The following is a 19,318-nucleotide window of genomic DNA, read 5'->3' on the forward strand; positions in this document are numbered from 1 at the left end:
ACGCCGGCGCCGAGACCATGGCCAATACCATGGTCAATACCAAGGAGAACCGAATGCAAGCCACCACCCCCGCGGCCAGCGAGCCCGCAGCCGATGTGATCGCCGCCCGCATGCGCGCCCTGCTGGTGCGTGCGCCGATGGCGGTGGCCTTCGTCAGCGGGCCCGGCTTCGAGGTGGTGAGCGAACAGTTCAACCACCTGTTCGGCCATGGCGACGAGACCGATCTGTGCGGGCAGACCACGCGCAGCGTGCATGTCTCGGACACCGCCCATGCCGGCGTGCTGGAGCGCCAGGGCGCCGCCTTTGCGGCCGGCCGGCCGCTGGACGAGGAGATCGAATATGTGCGCCGCGACGGCTCGCGCTTCTGGGGCCGACTGCAGGCCACGCCGGTGCACTGGGATGCGCCCGCCGGCGAGGCGCTCTGGATCGTCGAGGACGTGACCGCGGCGCGCCAGCTGCGTCTGCAACCCACCTGGACCGCCAAGCACGATGTGCTCACCGAGCTGGCGAATCGCCGCGAGTTCGAGCGCCGCCTGGCCGAGCATGTGGGCAGCCGCCGGCACGAGCCGGTGTCGGTGCTGTGGGTGGATGTGGACCGTTTTACCGAGGTGGTGCACGGCATGGGCACCGAGGTGGCCGACCATTTCCTCTATGGCCTGGGCCAGATGCTGATCACCAAGGTGCGCGCCTCCGACCTGGTGGCGCGCCTGGAGAACGACCATTTCGCCGTGCTGCTGCCCGACTGCGACCAGCATTACGCCCAGATCGTGGCCGAGAAGATGCGCGCGTCGGTGGCCGGCTACCGCCTGCGCTGGGGCCTGCACCGCACGCGCGTGAAGGCCAGCCTGGGCGTGGTGCAGCTCCATCCCACGCTGGAAACCGTGGACGCAGTGCTGGGCGCGGGCTCGCTGGCCTGTGCCGAGGCCAAGGCGGCGGGTGGCGATTGCGTGCGCGTGTTCGTCTCCAACGGCGGCTTCGAGGAGCTGGCCGGTTGATGACCGCATGAATTGAGGGTTTTTTACCCTTCAGTTCTAAAGTCCGGCGGCGCGCTGCCGATATGCAGGGAAATCACCCGGCATATCGCCTGCAGTCTGGAGCGCCGCCATCATGTCCATCAGCCTTTCCACCGCCCTGTCCGGCATGTCCGCGGCCCAGGAGAGGCTGCGCGCGGCCGCCAGCAACATCGCCTCCTCGGGCACCGGCGATCTGCGCCGGCTGCAGGTCGAGGCCCAGACCGTCGAGGGCGGCGGCGTGAAGGCGCAGCTGCGCCAGGTGCCGGCCAGCGGCCAGGTGCCCGAGCAGGACCTCATCAACCAGCATGGTGCCACCTATGCCTTCGTGGCCAATCTGCGCGTGCTGCAGACCCAGGTGCGCGCCGAGGGCTCGCTGCTGGACATCCAGGCCTGATCAGGGCGCGGGGCCGGCCCCGCTCAGCTCATAGAGCGCCGAACCGTCGCCCAGCTCACGCACCAGGCGCACCGCCGGTGTGGCGGCCAGATGGGCGATGCCGCCCAGCCCCGAGACGAATTGCAGCCGCACGCCCGGCACCGGCCGGATGCGCCAGTTGCCATCCGCGCTGGGGTTGACGCGCTTGGTGTCGGCCAGGTACTGGGCCAGCGCGGCGCGGTTCTCGTCGGGCGCGTCCACCACGATGCGTTCCGGGCCCAGGCCGGGGAAATGCCCGCCGCCGCTGGCGCGGTAGTTGTTGGTGACGACCAGGAATTCGGCCTCGTCATCGATCGGCGCGCCGCGGTAGCTCAGGCCCAGGATGCGATGCGACTGCGGCTGCACGAGCCGCCCCTCGAGGTCGTAGCGCGCCGGCTGGCTCACATCGATCTCGTAGGCGAGCCCGTCCAGGGTGTCGAAGTTGAAGCTCGGAAAGCGCGGCTCGATCAGGGCCTGCTCGGCCGGGCCCGCCGGGTCGATCTGGCGGAACTGGCCCGCCGCCATCTCCAGCCATTCGCGCAGCTCGCGGCCCTTGAGCTTGAGCCCCTTGATGGTGTTGGGGTAGACATAGAGATCGGCCACATGCTTGATGGCCAGAGGGCCGGCCGGGATGTCGGTGTAGTGGCTCCAGCCCTGGCGCCCGCCGCTCTTGAAGGGCGCCGCGGCCGACACCAGCGGCAGGCCCTCGTAGGCCGTGCCCTTCACCGCGCGCGCCATGTAGGCGAGCTGGGCCTGTGCCACCAGCTGCACCGAGGGGTCGTCGGCCACCTGGGCAAAGTAGCTGTGGATGGGCGCCTCGGTGCTGGCCACCTGCTGGCGCACATAGTCCAGCGTGCGCGCATGCTCGTCGGCGATCAGGCGCGCCGGTGCGGGGTCGGCCGCTACCAGGGCGCGGCGCGCCTGGCGGTCGTAGATGGGGCGCAGGCTGGCCTGGCTCTCGAGCACGCGCCAGCGGCCGGCGCTCCTGCGCAGGGTCAGGTCGATCAGGCCCAGATGGTCGCCCCAGCGGCCCGGCATCACCGCGGGCAGGCCGTGCAGGCGCCCGGCCTTGGCATCGACGCCCGGCAGCCCCTCGAACTCGGGGCCGGGAAACTGCGCGTGGGCATGGCCCAGCAGCAGCAGGTCAAGACCTGGCACCTGGGCCAGCCTGACGGCGGCGTTCTCGGCCAGCGGTGCCGAGGCCTGGGCTTCGATGCCGGTGTGGGCGATCGCGATCACCAGGTCGGCGCCGGCGGCGCGCAGCCTGGGCACCAGCGCGCGCGCCGTCTCCACCATGTCGTGCGCCTGCACGCGGCCGCTCAGGTGCTGCTTGTCCCATTGCATGATCTGCGGCGGCACCAGGCCGAACACCGCAATCTTGAGCCGCTGCGGCCGGCCGGCTTCGTCCTTGAACTGGCGCTGCAGCATCACGCTGGGCGTGAAGGCAGGCTGGCCATTGCCGGCCAGCCGCACGTTCGCGTTCACATAGGGAAAGCGCGCGCCGGCCAGCGCCTGGCGCAGAAAGGGCAGGCCGTAGTTGAACTCGTGGTTGCCGATATTGGCGGCGTCCACCCCGAGCTCGTTCAGCACCTTGAACGCCGGGTGAAGCTCGCCCTGGGCGAGCGGCCGCACGCGCGCCACCAGATCGCCCAGCGGATTGCCCTGCAGCAGGTCGCCGTTGTCGAACAGCAGGCTGTTGGCCACCTCGGCGCGCGCCGCCTTGATCAGGGTGATGGTCTTGGCCAGGCCGTACTCGTCGGTGGCCTGGTCGCGGTAGTAGTCGTAGTTGAGCAGGCTCATGTGCACATCCGTGGTCTCGAGGATGCGCAGCTTCAGGTCGGCGGCATGGGCGCTGGCCAGGCTCAGCAGCAAGGACAGCGATGCAAACAACAGGCGGCGATTCAGCATGGGCGCATGGTAGCCGGCTAGGGTTAGCGAGACCGCGGCGGGGCCCGCAGATTGCGCTACGCTAGCCCTGCGCAAGTGCCGCGCTGGTGATCCCGGCGTGGCGCCTGCTGGGCAGCGCGAGCCTCATCAAGCCCGCCGCTGCATCCAACCATGACAAGCCGCGCAGCCACTACCCTGCGCAGGAGCGAGCCGCATGAGCTATGAGCCTTTGCGTTTGCATGTCCCCGAGCCCACCGGGCGTCCGGGCTGCCATACCGATTTTTCCTATCTGAAGCTCTCGCCCGCCGGCGCGGTGCTGCAGCCGCCCATCGACGTGGCGCCGGTGGAGATGGGCCCGCTGGCCTACAGCCTGGTGCGGGTGCTGGACGAGGAGGGCCGGGCGGTCGGCCCCTGGGCCCCCGAGCTGAGCGAGGCGCAACTGCTGCGCGGCCTGCGCACCATGCTGAAGACGCGCATCTTCGACGCCCGCATGCTGATCGCGCAGCGCCAGAAGAAGCTCAGCTTCTACATGCAGAGCCTGGGCGAGGAGGCGATCGGCAGCGCCCATGCGATGGCGCTGCACGACGGCGACATGTGCTTCCCCACCTACCGCCAGCAAAGCCTTTTGATCGCGCGCGACGATGTGCCCCTGGTGGACCTGATCTGCCAGCTGCTCTCCAACGAGCGCGACCCGCTGAAGGGCCGCCAGCTGCCGGTGATGTACTCGATCAAGCGCGCCGGCTTCTTCAGCATCAGCGGCAACCTCGCCACCCAGTTCATCCAGGCGGTGGGCTGGGCCATGGCCAGCGCCATCAAGGGCGACACCAGGATCGCCTCGGCCTGGATCGGCGACGGCGCCACCGCCGAGAGCGACTTCCACACCGCGCTGACCTTTGCCCATGTCTACCGCGCGCCGGTGATCCTGAATGTGGTGAACAACCAATGGGCGATCTCGACCTTCCAGGCGATTGCGGGCGGCGAGGGCACCACCTTCGCCGCGCGCGGCGTGGGCTGCGGCATCGCCTCGCTGCGCGTGGACGGCAACGACTTCCTGGCCGTCTACGCCGTCTCGCGCTGGGCCGCCGAGCGCGCGCGCCGCAACCTCGGGCCCACCCTGATCGAATGGGTGACCTACCGCGCCGGCCCGCACAGCACCTCGGACGACCCCAGCAAATACCGGCCCGCCGACGACTGGTCGCATTTCCCGCTGGGCGACCCGATTGCGCGCCTCCGGCAACACCTGACCCTCACCGGCATCTGGTCCGATGCCCAGCACGAGGCCCTGCAGGCCGAGCTGGAGGCTGAGGTGATCGCGGCGCAGAAGGAGGCCGAGCGCTATGGCAGTCTGGCCGATGGCCATATCCCGACGGCGGCCTCGATGTTCGAGGACGTCTACAAGGAGATGCCGCCGCACCTGAAGGATCAGCTGCGCCAGGTACACGAGCGAGGAGGCCGCGCATGAAACCCGAAGACCTGAGCCAGCTGCTCGAGGAGCAGCCCGCCGTCAGCACCATGACCATGATCCAGGCGCTGCGCTCTGCCATGGACGTGATGCTGGCGCGCGACCCCGATGTGGTGATCTTCGGCCAGGATGTGGGCTATTTCGGTGGCGTGTTCCGCTGCACCGATGGCCTGCAGGCCAGGTACGGCAAGCACCGCGTCTTCGATGCGCCGATCTCCGAGGGCGGCATCGTCGGCGTGGCGGTGGGCATGGGCGCCTACGGACTGCGGCCGGTGGCCGAGATCCAGTTCGCCGACTATTTCTACCCGGCCTCCGACCAGATCGTTTCCGAGGCGGCGCGCCTGCGCTACCGCTCGGCCGGCGACTTCACCGCGCCGCTGACGATACGCATGCCCTGCGGCGGCGGCATCTACGGTGGCCAGACCCACAGCCAGAGCCCCGAGGCGCTGTTCACCCATGTCTGTGGCCTGCGCACCGTGATGCCCTCCAACCCCTATGACGCCAAGGGCCTGCTGATCGCGGCGATCGAATGCGACGACCCGGTGATCTTTCTGGAGCCCAAGCGCCTCTACAACGGGCCCTTCGACGGCCACCACGACCGCCCCTCCACGCCCTGGACCGACCATCCGCTGAGCCAGGTGCCCGAGGGCCATTACCGCGTGCCGCTGGAGAGCGCGTCGGTCTATCGGGCCGGCAGCCAGCTGAGCGTGATCACCTACGGCACCATGGTCTATGTGGCCGAGGCGGCGGCGCGCGAGACCGGCATCGATGCCGAGATCATCGACCTGCGCAGCATCTGGCCGCTGGACCTGCCGACCATCGTCAACTCGGTGAAGAAGACCGGCCGCTGCTTGGTGCTGCACGAGGCCACGCGCACCAGCGGCTTCGGTGCCGAGCTGCTGGCGCTGGTGCAGGAGCATTGCTTCTACCACCTGGAGGCGCCGATCGAACGCGTGGCGGGTTGGGACACACCTTACCCCCATGCCCAGGAATGGGACTATTTCCCCGGCCCGGCCCGCGTGGCGGCCGCGATGCAACGCGCGATGGAGTCGTGATGAGCGTACATGTGATCAAGATGCCGGATATCGGCGAAGGCATCGTCGAGGTGGAGCTGGTGGCCTGGCGCGTGCAGCCCGGCGAGCTGGTGAAGGAAGACCAGATCCTGGCCGATGTGATGACCGACAAGGCCACCGTGGAGATCCCGTCGCCGGTGCATGGCCGCGTGGCCGAGCTGGGCGCCGCGGCCGGCACGGTGATGCGGGTGGGTGCGGCGCTGATCAAGATTGATATGGAGGATGGGGCTGAAGCGCCGGCGCCGGTGGAACCGCCGGCCCAGGCAAGACCTGACCCCGCGCCGCGCGCAGCCGTGCCTGCGCCTGTGCGCTCGCCAGCACCTGCGCCCGCACCCGTCGCGGCACACGATCGCCCGATCGCCTCGCCCTCGGTGCGCCGCCAGGCCTGGGAGCTGGGTGTGGACCTGAGCCAGGTGCGTGCCAGCGGCACCGCCGGGCGCATCATGCATGCCGATCTGGAAGCCTATGCGGCGGCCCATCCGCAGCGCAGTGCGCGTGTCTCAGCGCCAACGCCAGCAGCGGCGGCCGCAGCGCCGCGGCCGCCGGCCATCACCGGCAGCGATGCCGTCGAGGCCATCCCCATCATCGGCCTGCGCCGCAAGATCGCGCAGAAGATGCAGGAGGCCAAGCGCCGCATCCCGCATTTCAGCTATGTGGAGGAGGTAGACGTCACCGAGCTGGAGGCGCTGCGCCAGACGCTCAACCAGCAGCATGGCGCCACGCGCGGCAAGCTCACCCTGCTGCCGCTGCTGGCGCGCGCCATCTGCCGCGCGCTGCGCCAGCATCCGCAGCTCAATGCCAGGCTGGACGACGAGGCCGGCGTGCTGACGCGCTTCGATGCGGTGCATCTGGGCATCGCCACCCAGACCCCGGCCGGCCTGATGGTGCCGGTGCTGCGCCATGCCGAGGCGCTGGACCCCTGGCGCTGCGCCGCCGAGATCCGCCGTCTCGCCGAGGTGGCGCGCAACGGCCGCGCCACGCGCGACGAGCTCAGCGGCTCCACCATCACACTCAGCAGCCTGGGCGCCTTAGGCGGCATCGTCAGCACGCCGGTGATCAACCATCCCGAGGTGGCCATCGTCGGCGTGAACCGCATCGTCGAGCGGCCGATGCTGCGCGACGGCCTGGTGGTGGGGCGGCAGATGATGAATCTCTCGTCCTCCTTCGATCACCGCGTGGTCGATGGCCAGGTGGCGGCGGAGTTCATCCAGGCCATCCGGGCCATGCTGGAAAGTCCGGCCCTGCTGTTCGTGGATTGATCTGGCTCAAAGGAGTGCGAGGCGGGCGCTTGCGCTGAGCAGGCGGGGGCGATGGGCTGGAGACAATCCCGCGATGTCACTCAAAGCCCCCGAACTCCTGCTCCCTGCCGGCTCGCTCGCCAAGATGCGCGCCGCCTATGACTTTGGCGCCGATGCCGTCTATGCCGGCCAGCCGCGCTATTCGCTGCGCGCCCGCAACAACGAATTCCGCCTCGAACAGCTGGCCGAGGGCATCGCCGAGGCGCATGCGCGTGGCAAGAAGTTCTTCGTCACCAGCAATCTGATCGCCCACAACGACAAGGTGCGCACCTATCTGCGCGACATAGCACCGGTGATCGCGCTCAAGCCCGACGCGCTCATCATGGCCGACGCCGGCCTCATCATGCAGGTACGCGAACGCTGGCCCGAGACGCCCATCCACCTCTCGGTGCAGGCCAACACCACCAACTGGGCGGCGGTGAAGTTCTGGCAGAAGATGGGTGTGGCGCGGGTGATCCTCTCGCGCGAACTCAGCCTGGAAGAGATCGAGGGCATACGCAACGAATGCCCGGACATGGAGATCGAGGTGTTCGTGCACGGCGCGCTGTGCATCGCCTACTCGGGCCGCTGCCTGCTCTCGGGCTATTTCAACCGGCGCGATTCCAACCAGGGCACCTGCACCAATGCCTGCCGCTGGTGCTATGACACGCACGAGGCCGGCAACTGTGGCAACACCGGCGAGGCCGTGCCGATCGCGCCGCCGGCCCGCGCCGACCGCCACCCCGCCGCCGAGCAGCTCTACCTGATCGAGGAGCAGGGCCGGCCCGGCGAGCTGATGCCCATCATGGAAGACGAGCATGGCACCTACATCATGAACAGCAAGGACCTGCGCGCGGTCGAGCATGTGGAGCGGCTGGCGCGCATTGGCGTGGATTCGCTCAAGATCGAGGGCCGCACCAAGAGCCTGTACTACGTGGCGCGCACCGCCCAGGTCTACCGCCGCGCCATCGACGATGCGGTGGCGGGGCGGGCCTTCAATCCCGAGCTGATGCTGGAGCTGGAGGGCCTGGCCAACCGCGGCTATACCAGCGGCTTCCTGGAGCGCCGCCCCAACCAGGATTACCAGAACTACCTCAGCGGCAGCTCGCAGCTGCAGCGCAGCCATTTCGTGGCCGAGGTGCGCGGCGTGCGTGCGGACGGCTGGGTCGAGGTGGAGACCAAGAACCGCTTCGAGGTGGGCGACGAGCTGGAGCTGATCCACCCGGGCGGCAACCGGCGCCTGCGCCTCACCCAGATGCAGGACGCCGAGGGCCGCGCCATCCAGGTGGCGCCCGGCAGCCCCTTGCGCGTCTGGCTGCCGCTGGGCCAGCCGGCCGAGGGTGGCCTGCTGGCGCGCCTGCTCTAGCGCTGTAGCAACAACAGCGGCATGCGCCGAACAGAATTTGGCGCTGCCGCGCCCCGAGCTTGGCCGCCTGTGGCAGGCTTGGGATACTTGGCCGACAAGCCGGCAAAACCGGCACAGGCAACGGGCTGACTAGGCCCAAGGAGACAAGTTGATGAATGACGCCACCGAGACCGCGCACCACGAACGCATGGAGGCCGTGCTGGCCATGGCCTGCGAGCGCCTGCCCGCCGATCAGCACGCCATGCTGGAGAATTTCGCGCGCGGCTGCTTCCGCCAGTTCGATGCCGAAGACTGGGCCGAGCGCCGCAACGAGGACCTCTGCGGCGCCTTGCTCTCGCACTGGCAGTTCGGCGCCGCGCGCGCGGCCGGGCGGCCCAAGGTGCGGGTGTTCAGCCCCACCATGGCCGAGCATGGCTGGAGTTCGCGCCATTCGGTGATCGAGATCGTCAACGACGACATGCCGTTTCTGGTCGATTCCGCCTCGGCCGAGATCAACCGCCAGGGCCTGACCCTGCACCTGATCGTCCATCCGATCTTCGCGGTGCAGCGCGCCGCCGATGACGCGCTGACGGCCCTGCAGGCGCGCGCCCAGGCGCCGCAGGACGGGCGCGAATCGTGGATGTATATCGAGGTCGACCGCCTGGTCGATCCGCAGCAGCGCGCCGAACTGGCGGCCGGCATCGAGCGCGTGCTGGCCGATGTGCGCGCCGCGGTGGAGGACTGGCAGCCCATGCTGGCACGCCTGCGCGCGGCCGCCGCCGAGCTGGCCCCGCTCGAGCAGGTGCTGCCCAACGCCCAGGTGGCGGAGAGCCGCGCCTTCCTGGAATGGCTGGCCGACGAACACCTGACCCTGCTGGGCTACCGCCAGCATGAGCTGGTGGAGCAGCAGGGCGCCGATGCGCTGCGCCTGGTGCCCGGCAGCGGCCTGGGCGTGCTGCGCGAGAGCGAGGCCGAGCAACGCAGCGGCAGCATCACGGTGCTGCCCGCGAATGCGCGCGCGCTGGCGCGTGCGCCCACGCCGCCGCTGGTGGTCACCAAGGCCAACACCCGCTCCACCGTGCACCGGCCCGGCTATACCGACTACATCGGCGTGAAGCGCTACGACGCGCAGGGCCGGGTGGTGGGCGAGCACCGCTTCCTGGGCCTCTTCACCTCCACCGCCTACAGCGCGCGCGTGTCCGAAACGCCGCTGCTGCGCGACAAGGTGGGCGCGATCGCCGAGCGCGCCGGCCTGCCGCCGGGCGGCCATCTGGCCAAGGCGCTGCACCACATCCTCGAGACCTATCCGCGCGACGAGCTGTTCCAGATCGCTGACGACGAGCTCTACGAAACCGCACTGGGCATCCTCTCGCTGGGCGAACGTCAGCGCCTGCGCCTGTTCCTGCGCCGCGATCCCTTCGACCGCTTCGTCTCCTGCCTGGTCTATGTGCCGCGCGAGGCCTATGCGACCGATCTGCGCATCAAGTTCCAGGCCATCCTGATGGAGGCGTTTGCGGGCGTCAACGCCGACTTCAATGTGCTGCTCAGCGACACCGTGCTGGCGCGCATCCACTTCTATGTGCGCACCACGCCGGGCCAGGTGCCGGCGGTCGACCAGCGCGAGCTGGAGCTGCGCCTGGCCGAGGCCGCGCGCCGCTGGGGCGACCAGCTGCGCGATGCCCTCATCGAGGCCGAGGGCGACGCGCGCGGCATTGCGCTGTTCAAGCAATGGAGCGGCGCCTTCCCGCCCGAGTACCGCGAGCGCGTGAGCGCGCGTGCGGCCGTGCCGGACGTGCGCAAGATGGCCGCGCTGACCCCCGAGGCGCCGCTGGCCCTGGCCTTCTACCGGCCGCTGGGTGCGGCCGCCAACGCCCTGGGCTTCAAGGTCTACCGCCTGGGCGAGGCCATCGTGCTGTCCGACAGCCTGCCGATGCTGGAGCATATGGGCGTGCGCGTGCTGGGCGAGCAGAACTACCGAATCAACGAAAAGGGCGGGGCCATCTCGCTGCACGACTTCGAGCTGCAGGCGCAGCTCAACGAGGAGTTCGAGCCCGAGTTGCTGGCCAGCCTGTTCGAGGACTGTTTTGCGCGCGTGTTCCGCGGCGAGGTGGAGAACGACGACTTCAACCGCCTGGTGCTGCGGGGCGCACTGGCGGCCGACGAGATCGTGGTGCTGCGCGCCTATGCCAAGTACCTCAAGCAGATCGGCTTTGCGCTCTCGCAGGGCGCCATCGAGGCCACGCTGGGCGCGCACCCGCATCTGGCGCGCATGCTGGTGGCGCTGTTCAAGCTGCGCTTCGATCCCGCCACGGCCGATGAGCAGGGCGCGCAATCGCAGGTGAATGCGATCGAGCAGGCGCTGGACCGCGTCAGCAACCTCTCCGAGGACCGCGTGCTGCGCCAGCTGCTGGCGCTGATGAAGGCCACCCTGCGCACCAACTTCTGGCGCACCGGCACCGGCCACAGCGGTGCCGCCGGGCCGCGCCGCAGCTTCTTGAGCTTCAAGCTCGAGTCGGCCAAGGTGCCGGGCCTGCCCGAGCCCAAGCCGCTGTACGAGATCTTCGTCTACTCGCCGCGCTTCGAGGGCATCCACCTGCGCGGCGGCAAGGTGGCGCGCGGCGGCCTGCGCTGGTCGGATCGCCCGGAAGACTTCCGCACCGAGGTGCTGGGCCTGGTGAAGGCGCAGATGGTGAAGAACACGGTGATCGTGCCGGTGGGCTCCAAGGGCGGCTTCGTGCTGAAGAAGGCGCCACCGGCGAGCGAGCGCGATGCCTACCTCAAAGAAGGCGTGGCCTGCTACCAGGACTATCTGCGCGGCCTGCTGGACCTCACCGACAACCTGGCCGGCACGGCCCTGGTGCCGCCGCCCCAGGTGCGGCGCCTGGACGGCGACGACCCCTATCTGGTGGTGGCGGCCGACAAGGGCACGGCCACCTTCAGCGATTACGCCAACGCGGTGAGCAAGGAATACGGCCATTGGCTGGGCGACGCCTTTGCCTCGGGCGGCAGCGTCGGCTACGACCACAAGGCGATGGGCATCACCGCGCGCGGCGCCTGGGAGAGCGTGAAACGCTGCTTCCGCGAGCGCGGCCAGGACATCCAGAGCAGCGACTTCACCGTCGTCGGCGTGGGCGATATGTCGGGCGATGTGTTCGGCAACGGCATGCTGCTGTCACGCCATATCCGGCTGCTGGCGGCCTTTGACCATCGCCATGTCTTCATCGATCCGAGCCCCGATGCGGCGCGCTCCTTTGCCGAGCGCGAGCGCCTCTTCAAGCTGCCGCGTTCCTCCTGGGCTGATTACGACACCGCGCTGATCTCGGCCGGCGGCGGGGTCTGGTCGCGTTCCGAGAAGTCCATCCCGATCTCGCCGCAGGCGCGTGCGGCGCTGGGCATCGACGCTGAACGCCTCGCGCCCAACGAACTGCTCAGCGCCATCCTGCGGGCGCCGGTGGACCTGCTCTACAACGGCGGCATCGGCACCTATGTGAAGGCCAGCAGCGAGAGCCATGCCGAGGTGGGCGACCGCGCCAATGACGCGCTGCGCATCAATGGTTGCGAGCTGCGCTGCAAGGTGGTGGGCGAGGGCGGCAATCTGGGCTTCACCCAGCGCGGCCGCATCGAGGCTGCCAGCCATGGCGTGGCGCTCAACACCGATGCGATCGACAACTCGGCCGGCGTCGATACCTCCGACCACGAGGTCAACATCAAGATCCTGCTGGGCCTGGCGAGCGCCGACGGCGAGATCACCGAGAAGCAGCGCAACAGCGTGCTGGCCGAGATGACCGACGAGGTGGCCGCGCTGGTGCTGCGCGACAACTACTTCCAGACCCAGGCGCTCTCGGTCACCGGCCGCCTGGGCGTGGCCCTGCTGGACGAGGAGGCGCGCTTCATACGCTTCCTGGAGAAGGCCGGGCGCCTGAACCGCGCCATCGAGTTCCTGCCCAGCGACGAGGAGATCGCCGAGCGCAAGGCGCGCGGCGTGGGCCTCACCACGCCCGAGCGCGCGGTGCTGCTGGCCTATTGCAAGATGTGGCTGTTCGACGAGATCGTGGCCTCCGAGCTGCCCGAGGACGCCTGGATCAGCACCGCGCTGTACCGCTACTTCCCGGCCCAGCTGCGCGAGCGCTTTGGCGCCCATATCGCGCGCCATCCGCTCAAGCGCGAGATCATCGCCACCCATGTGCTCAACAGCATGGTGAACCGCGTCGGCTCGACCTTTGTGCACCGCCTGGCCGACGCCACCGGCATGCGCCCCGCCCAGGTGGTGCGCGCCTACCTGGCCACGCGCGAGGTGATGGGCCACGTGGAGCTGTGGCAGCAGGTCGAGGCGCTGGACAACCGCGTCGCCGATGCGGTGCAGTCCGAGCTGCTGATCGAGGAGGGCCGCCTGACCGCGCGCGCCACCGCCTGGTTCCTGCGCTCGCGCCGGCTGGCCGAGCCGCTGGAGCAGACCATCGCGCGCTTCACGCCGGCGGTGCAGGCCCTGCGCACGCAGCTGGCCGCGCAGGCCGAGGCCTCGCCCCTGGCCCAGGCCTGGGTGGCGGCCGGCGTGCCGGCGGCGTTGGCGCAGCGCGTGGCCAGCGCCGAGGGGCTGTATGCCGCGCTGGACATCGCCGAGCTGGCCGATGCCCTGCAACGCGATGTGGCCGAGGTGGCCGAGGTGCATGCCGAGGTGGAGCGCCGCCTGGGCCTGGCGCGGCTGCGCCAGCAGATCGAGGCCCTGCCGGCCGGCAGCTACTGGCAGGCCCTGGCCAAGGCCGCGCTGGGCGACGACCTCTGGGGCCTGCGGCGCGATATTGCGCAGCAGGTCCTGATGGGTGGCGCGGGCGGTGCGGACGGTGCGGGTGCCCGCCTGGCCGCCTGGGAGCAGGACAAGGCCGCGGCGCTGGAACGTTCGCAACGCCTCTTGGCCGAGCTGGCCGAGGCCAAGGGCGCCGACCTGGCGATGCTCTCGGTGGCGCTGCGCGAGTTGCGCAATGTGTAGCTGAGCGCCGCGGGCTCGCCGCGCAGGTGCCGATCAAGCGGCGTCGGCGTGGTGTTGCCAGCGCCGCCGGCCGGCGCGCTTGGCCTGGTAGAGCGCGGCATCGGCCTGCCCCAGCAAATGCTCGGGGCTGCTCAGTGGCGTGGCCACCAGGGTGGCGCAGCCCAGGCTGATGCTCACCAGCGGGCCGGCCAGCGACTGCGCATGCGGCATGGCCAGCAGTTCGGTGGCGTCCAGGCAGGCCTGGGCCAGGCGCGCCGCGGCCGGGGAGTCGGTGTCGGGCAGCAGCAGTGCGAATTCCTCGCCGCCGTAGCGCGCCACCAGGTCGCCGCCGCGGCCCGCCACCTCGCTGAGCACCGACGCCACGGCGCGGATGCAGCGGTCGCCCTCGAGGTGGCCATAGCAATCGTTGTATTGCTTGAAGTGGTCGATGTCGACCATCAGCAGCGACAGCGGCGAACCCTGGCGCTGGCTGCGTCGCCACTCCAGCGCCAGGCGCTCGTCGAAGGCGCGGCGGTTGGCGATGCCGGTGAGCCCATCCTTCATGCTCATCTGGCGCAGCTCCTCGGTGCGCTGCGCCACCTTGTGCTCCAGGCTCTCGTACAGCCTGGCATTCACCAGCGAGATCGCGGCCTGGCTGCTGAGCAGTTCCAGGGTCTGCAGATGCTGGGTGGTGAAGGCGTTCTCGAGCTGGTTGTTTTCCAGATAGACCAGCGCCACCGGCTTGCCCTGGCTGAGCACCGGCAGGCACACCAGCGACTTGATCTGGCGCCGCTGCAGGCAGGCGCTGTGGGAGAAGCGTTCGTCCTCGGCGGGGCGGTTCAGCACCAGGGTGCGGCGCGTCAGCCTGACGTACTCGATCAGGCCCGCGGGCAGCATCTGCTGGCCGGCCTCGCCCAGCTCTTCCAGGGGCATGCACAGGCGCTGCATGTCACCTTGCTGCTCGGGCGCCATTGCCCCCATCACCTCCACCACCAGGCTTTCGTCCTCGTCGAGCACGATGGCGCCGAACTCGGCACCGGCATGCTCCAGCAGCACGCCCAGCATCTGCGGCAGCAAGGTGTCGAGATGGATTTCCTGTGCCAGCAGCTGGTTGGCCTTGAGCAGGGAATGCAGGTCCAGGCTTGCGCCTGGCTCCAGCGAGTCGCGGTAGCTGCTGCCGCTACTGCGGCCCGCCGAGCCGCCAGAGCCGCCAGAGCCGCCAGAGCCGCCTGAAGGGCGCGGCTGGCCGAAGCTGATGTGCGGCCAGCGCGCCTCCAGCTGCAGGCACTTCACCAGCGCGCCCCAGCGGCGGTAGTGGTAATGCGCCTCGCGGATGAAGTTGCTGCTCAGCTGCCTTTGCTGTTGCGCGGCCCAGAACTCGGCATAGAGCTCGTTGGCCAGGGCTTCGCAGGCGGTGAAACCGGCCGCGGCCGCGGCGTCGATGGCCTGGGCATAGAAGTCCATGGCGGCGCGCTCCTCGCCGCGCACGCGCGCCAGCTCGGCGGCGATCAGCGCCTGCTTGTGGTGGAAGTTGGCGGCGCAGCCCTCGGCCCAGCTGGCGAAACGCGCCAGTTGCTGCTCGGCGGCCTGCACGGCCTCGGCCTGCTGCGCGGCGTCCACAAAGCCCGGGCGCAGCTGGCCCAGGGCGGTGTAGAAGCAGGCCTCCACCATCGAGGGGCTGTCGGGCAGGCACATGCCTATCACCGCCTGGCGTGCCACGCAGGCCTGCCACTGCGCCCGGTCGCCCATCAGATAGGCGTGGCGCAGCATGGCGGCGCTGTAGAGCGCCAGCGGAATCGAGGGCGCCGCATCGGCGAACATGGTGCTGCTGGCGCTGTCCTCGGTGTCGAAGCTGAGGGCGCCGAGGGTCTTGCCGCGCAAGGCCTGCAGAGGCTGCAGCACACCGTGGCGCAGCATCAGCTCGGTATTGGGCTGGCGGGTCTTTTGCAGAAAGCGCAGGCCTTGCTGGCAACGCACTTCCAGCTGCGCCAACTCCTCACCCAGGGCGAAGCGGTTCACCGCGCCCAGCAGGGCGCAATAGCCGGCGGCGAGCGGGTTCACCCCGCCCTGGCCCAGCTCCAGGCCCAGCTCCACCTGGGCGATGGCCTCGGCCAGGGGCTCGCCCCAATGCTGGTAGAAGGCCGAGAAATACTGGTAGACGGTGATGCGGTAATAGGGGCCGCCGCGCTGCTCGGCCAGCCGCATGGCCAGCCGCCCCAGCGCATGGCACTGGGTATAGGGCCGGTGCATCACCGACATGGCGGTGAGGTAGGCCACATAGGCGATGCAGCTGAGGTCGCCCTGCCCATGGGCGAGCGTGGTCTGCACCATGCGGCAGGCGTCCAGCACGAAGGCAGCGAAGCGCCCGGTCTGGTAGCTGGCGTAGGAGAGCGCGTAATAGACGCGCATTTCCATCAGGCGCTCGGGTGCCTGCATTTCGGCCGCCTGCAGCAGGGCGGATGGGCCGAGCCGCTGCAGCAGCGCCTCGGTGCGCTCGAACTCGGCGGGGAACAGCGCCTGCGCCTCTTCCTCGCTGGCCGGGAAGGGCTGGCCCAGCAGGGCCATGGCCTGCAGCAGCACCGGGAAGGCGTCGGCAAAGCGACCCTGGATATGGTATTGGTCGGCCTGCACCAGGCAGATGCTGACCCGGCCCAGCCGCAGCGGGCAGGCCGCCATCACCTCGGGGTAGAGCCGCTCGGCGGCATCGAAATGGCCGGCCAGGTACTCGGCCTCGGCCAGCGCGGTGAACAGCGCCAGCGTCTCGTCGGGTGCGTGCTGCCAGGCCTGTTCGGGCAGCAGCGCGCGCGCCTGGCGCAGCAGGGCCACGGCCGCGCAATGGGCCGAGGCGTTCTTGGCGCGCAGGCCCGCCTGCACGTTCAGGCGCAGCAACAGCGCGCGCTCGTCGGCGGCGCTGATCAGCGCCAGCGCCTGGTTGAGGCAATCGACGATGTTGAAGAGCCGCTCGTCCAGCAGCGCGCCCGGGCTGCAGGCCAGCAGCTGGCGCCCGCAATGCAGCAGCATGGCCTGGCGCTCGGGCTCGGGCGTGAGCTCATGCGCGGCCTGCTGCACGCGGTCGTGCAGGAAGCGGTAGCGCGCCGCTTCCAGCAGGGCCGGGCTGTGCTCGAACTTGTAGTCCTCATCCATGGGCAGCAGCAGGCCGGCATCCAGGGCCGGCCAGAGCATCGCCGCGGTGCTGCCGGCGTCGGCCTGCAGCAGCGCCATCAGCTCGCGCAGGCAGAAGCTGTCGCCCAGCTGGGCGGCGCGGGTCAGCAGCGTCTGGGTGGCCGCGGGCAGGCCGCGCAGGCGCTCCAGCATCAGGGTGACGACGTTGTCGGTCATGCCGCGCCGGGCGATCTGCTCGATGTCCCACTGCCAGGCGCCCTGGGCGCGCTCGTAGTGCAGGTCGCCATGGACATGCAGGCTGCGCAGGAACTGGCCGAGGAAGAAGGGGTTGCCGCGGGTCTTTTCCAGGCACAGCGCGGCCAGTGGCGCGACGCGCTGGCCCTCGGCCCGCAAGGTGTCGGCCAGCAGGGCCTGCACCTCAGGCAGGCCGAGGGGCTGGAGCGTCAGCTGCTGCAGCGCCGTGCCCAGCTGGCGCTGCTGCTCCAGCAGCTGTGCCAGCGGGTGGGCCGCGTCCACTTCGTTGTCGCGGTAGGCACCCACCACCAGCAGGCAGGCGCCGGCCTCGTCGGCATTGATGAGCCGGCGCAGCAGGCGCAGGCTGGGCGCATCGACCCATTGCAGATCGTCGATGAAGAGCAGCAGCGGATGGGCCGGCGCGGCCAGCGCCTTGACGAAGCGGGCGAAGGCGAGGTGAAAGCGCTGTTCATGTTCGGCCACCGGCAGCGGCGTCAGCGGCGCCGGAGTGCCGATCAGCAGGCTCAGGCCGGGCACGATGGCGGCCACCGCGGCGGCCGCGTCACCCAGCGCCTTGCCCAGGCTGGCCTGCCAGTAGCGACGGCGCTCGGCGCCCTCGCTGGCGAGCTGCTGCATCAGCAGCTGGAAGGCCTGGCTGAGCGCGGCATAGGGCTGCTGGTGGCTGTATTGGTCGCACTTGCCGCGCAGGAAATAGCCTCGTTGCGCGACCACGGGGCGATGCAGTTCCGCCGCCAGCGCGGTCTTGCCCACGCCCGCACTGCCCCCGATCAGCAGCAGCTCGGCACGGCCGGCGCTGGCGCGCGCAAAGGCCTCGCGCAGCGTCAGCACATCGGCGGCGCGGCCATAGAGTTTCTGCGAGACGCAGAAGCGTTCCGGGATGTCCTCGCTGGCGAGCGCAAAGGCCTCGATGCGGCGCTGCTGCTGCCATTGCTCGGCGCAGCGCTGCAAGTCCTTCAGCAGGCCATAGCTGCTCTGGTAGCGGTCGTCCGGGTACTTGGCGAGCAGCTTCTGCACGATGGCGGCCAGTGGCGCGGGCACGCCGTGGCCGAGCTGGTCCAGGGGTGGCGGCATGAGTGCCACCTGGGCATGCAGCAGGGCGATCGGATCGCTCAGCTGGAAGGGCTTGTGGCCGCTGAACAGTTCGTACAGGCTCACGCCCAGCGAGTAGAAGTCGCTGCGGTAGTCCACTTCCAGATTGGTACGCCCGGTCTGCTCGGGTGCGATGTAGTCCAGCGTGCCGCGCAGGCCGCCACCGGCCGGCTGCGTCTGGCCATGCGCCAGCCGCGTCGAGAGCGCAAAGTCGCAGAGCTTGAGTTGCAGGCTGGCCAGGTCCACCAGCACATTCTTGGGCGCGATGTCGCCATGGATGAGGCGGGCCTGGTGCACGGCGCTGAGCGCCTGCGTCAGCTGCATCGCCAGACCGAGACGCTCGCCGAGGTCCAGCAGGCCCTGCTCGATCACCTGGCTCAGATTGAGGGGCGAAAAGTTCTCCAGCACCAGCACCAGCCGGTGACCCACCTCATGCAGGCCTAGCGCCTTGACGACCCAGGGCGAATCGATCGCCCGCAGCATGCCGTACTCATGGCGCCAGCGCGCATTCAGGGCCGGCGCCGGCTGCTCGCTTTCGGGGTATTTGAGCGCCACGCGCTCGCCCTGCGGTGACTGCGCCGTGGCCACCGTGGTTTCACCGCCGGTGTAGAGAATGCCTGTTAGTTGATAGCCGGCGAGTTGCATCGTGGAGGGGCGGGGCAGGGACTGCGCCGATGTTATCCCTCCAAAGGCGGGTATGGTTCATGCCCAGCCCCTCACATAGGCCGGCACGGCTTGGTAGCCGTCGCCATCGGCCTGCGGCTGGCCGTGCACCTGCGCCAGCGGCAGCACGCCGGCCCAGACCGCGAGCCCGAGGTCTTCCTCATCGTCCACCGGGCCGCCGCTGCGCGTCTTGCAAGCGGCCTCTGCCAATGCCATCCGCAGCACCGTGGTGGCGGCGAACTCGCGCTCGTTGCCGGGCCGGATCTCGGCCTGGCGGCCCGGCGCGAGCTTGTCCATGAAGGCGGCCAGCGCGGCGCGCTTGTCCGTCTCGCCCTCGACCTTCTCGAAGCGGCCGTAGATCACCGCCGAGCGGTAGTTCATCGAATGGTTGAAGGCCGAGCGCGCCAGCACCAGGCCGTCCAGATGGCAGATGCTGATGCACACCGCCGCGCCGCCCGCCAGCTGCTTCATCAGGCGGCCGCCGTTGGAGCCGTGGATGTAGAGGTGCTCGCCCGTGCGCCAGCAGGCCATCGGGATGCTGTGCAGGCCCTTGTCGTCGGCAAAGGCGAGGTGGCACAGATAGGCCGCGTCGATGATGGCGTGCAGGGTGGCGCTGTCGTAGCGGGCGTTCTCGGCCACGCGGCGGATGCGGCTGCGGTCGCTGGGAGCTTGCTTCATGCTGAGGTGCGGGTGTTTGCTTGCGTGGAAGAGGGCGCAATGTAGTGCCAGGCTGGTTCCATGAAAAGGTCCACG

Annotated in this window: 10 protein-coding genes; 7 read left to right on the forward strand and 3 right to left on the reverse strand. The window is 69.7% G+C overall.

All coding sequences use genetic code 11. The features are described 5' to 3' along the window. The first annotated feature begins 53 nt into the window (after positions 1 to 53). Both PFX98_RS18320 and PFX98_RS18325 read left to right on the forward strand, forming a co-directional pair. On the forward strand, positions 54 to 995 hold the full coding sequence (locus PFX98_RS18320) for a GGDEF domain-containing protein (protein ID WP_285231931.1): 942 nt from the start codon (positions 54 to 56) through the stop codon (positions 993 to 995). A gap of 112 nt (positions 996 to 1,107) precedes the next feature. Further along, positions 1,108 to 1,407 (forward strand): flagellar basal body rod protein FlgC, encoded by a 300-nt coding sequence (locus tag PFX98_RS18325; RefSeq protein WP_285231932.1) that lies wholly within the window; start codon positions 1,108 to 1,110, stop codon positions 1,405 to 1,407. Here PFX98_RS18325 and PFX98_RS18330 read toward each other — a convergent pair whose 3' ends face one another. Continuing rightward, on the reverse strand, positions 1,408 to 3,333 hold the full coding sequence (locus tag PFX98_RS18330) for a bifunctional 2',3'-cyclic-nucleotide 2'-phosphodiesterase/3'-nucleotidase (protein WP_285231933.1): 1,926 nt from the start codon (positions 3,331 to 3,333) through the stop codon (positions 1,408 to 1,410). It abuts the gene before it with no gap. A gap of 193 nt (positions 3,334 to 3,526) precedes the next feature. Here PFX98_RS18330 and PFX98_RS18335 point away from each other — a divergent pair, with 193 nt between their 5' ends. The 5 genes from PFX98_RS18335 to PFX98_RS18355 all read left to right on the forward strand — a co-directional run bounded on the left by PFX98_RS18335 (position 3,527) and on the right by PFX98_RS18355 (position 13,456). After that, entirely contained in the window at positions 3,527 to 4,774 is a 1,248-nt protein-coding gene (locus PFX98_RS18335; protein ID WP_285231934.1) for a 3-methyl-2-oxobutanoate dehydrogenase (2-methylpropanoyl-transferring) subunit alpha, read from the forward strand. Beyond that, a complete protein-coding gene (locus tag PFX98_RS18340; protein ID WP_425334623.1) occupies positions 4,771 to 5,829 on the forward strand; it encodes an alpha-ketoacid dehydrogenase subunit beta in 1,059 nt (352 codons plus the stop codon). Before PFX98_RS18335 ends, PFX98_RS18340 begins: the two co-directional genes overlap by 4 nt. Beyond that, positions 5,829 to 7,106 carry a dihydrolipoamide acetyltransferase family protein gene (locus PFX98_RS18345; protein WP_285231935.1) on the forward strand — a complete coding sequence of 426 codons (1,278 nt, stop codon included), beginning with the start codon at positions 5,829 to 5,831 and terminating at the stop codon, positions 7,104 to 7,106. The genes PFX98_RS18340 and PFX98_RS18345 overlap by 1 nt, the downstream gene beginning before the upstream one ends. A 73-nt stretch (positions 7,107 to 7,179) precedes the next feature. After that, positions 7,180 to 8,490 carry a prephenate-dependent tRNA uridine(34) hydroxylase TrhP gene (gene trhP, locus PFX98_RS18350; RefSeq protein WP_285231936.1) on the forward strand — a complete coding sequence of 437 codons (1,311 nt, stop codon included), beginning with the start codon at positions 7,180 to 7,182 and terminating at the stop codon, positions 8,488 to 8,490. 151 nt (positions 8,491 to 8,641) lie between these two features. Beyond that, a complete protein-coding gene (locus PFX98_RS18355) occupies positions 8,642 to 13,456 on the forward strand; it encodes an NAD-glutamate dehydrogenase (RefSeq protein ID WP_285231937.1) in 4,815 nt (1,604 codons plus the stop codon). Between the two features lie 33 nt (positions 13,457 to 13,489). Here the strand turns inward: PFX98_RS18355 and PFX98_RS18360 are convergent, their stop codons facing one another. Next, positions 13,490 to 18,547 (reverse strand): diguanylate cyclase domain-containing protein, encoded by a 5,058-nt coding sequence (locus PFX98_RS18360; RefSeq protein WP_285231938.1) that lies wholly within the window; start codon positions 18,545 to 18,547, stop codon positions 13,490 to 13,492. Positions 18,548 to 18,604: 57 nt separating this feature from the next. Next, positions 18,605 to 19,243: a pyridoxamine 5'-phosphate oxidase family protein gene (locus tag PFX98_RS18365; RefSeq protein ID WP_285231939.1), complete on the reverse strand. Its 639-nt coding sequence runs from the start codon at positions 19,241 to 19,243 to the stop codon at positions 18,605 to 18,607. Positions 19,244 to 19,318 lie beyond the last annotated feature (75 nt).

It is taken from the genome of Paucibacter sediminis (assembly GCF_030254645.1).
Taxonomy (GTDB): Bacteria; Pseudomonadota; Gammaproteobacteria; order Burkholderiales; family Burkholderiaceae_C; genus Paucibacter_B; species Paucibacter_B sediminis.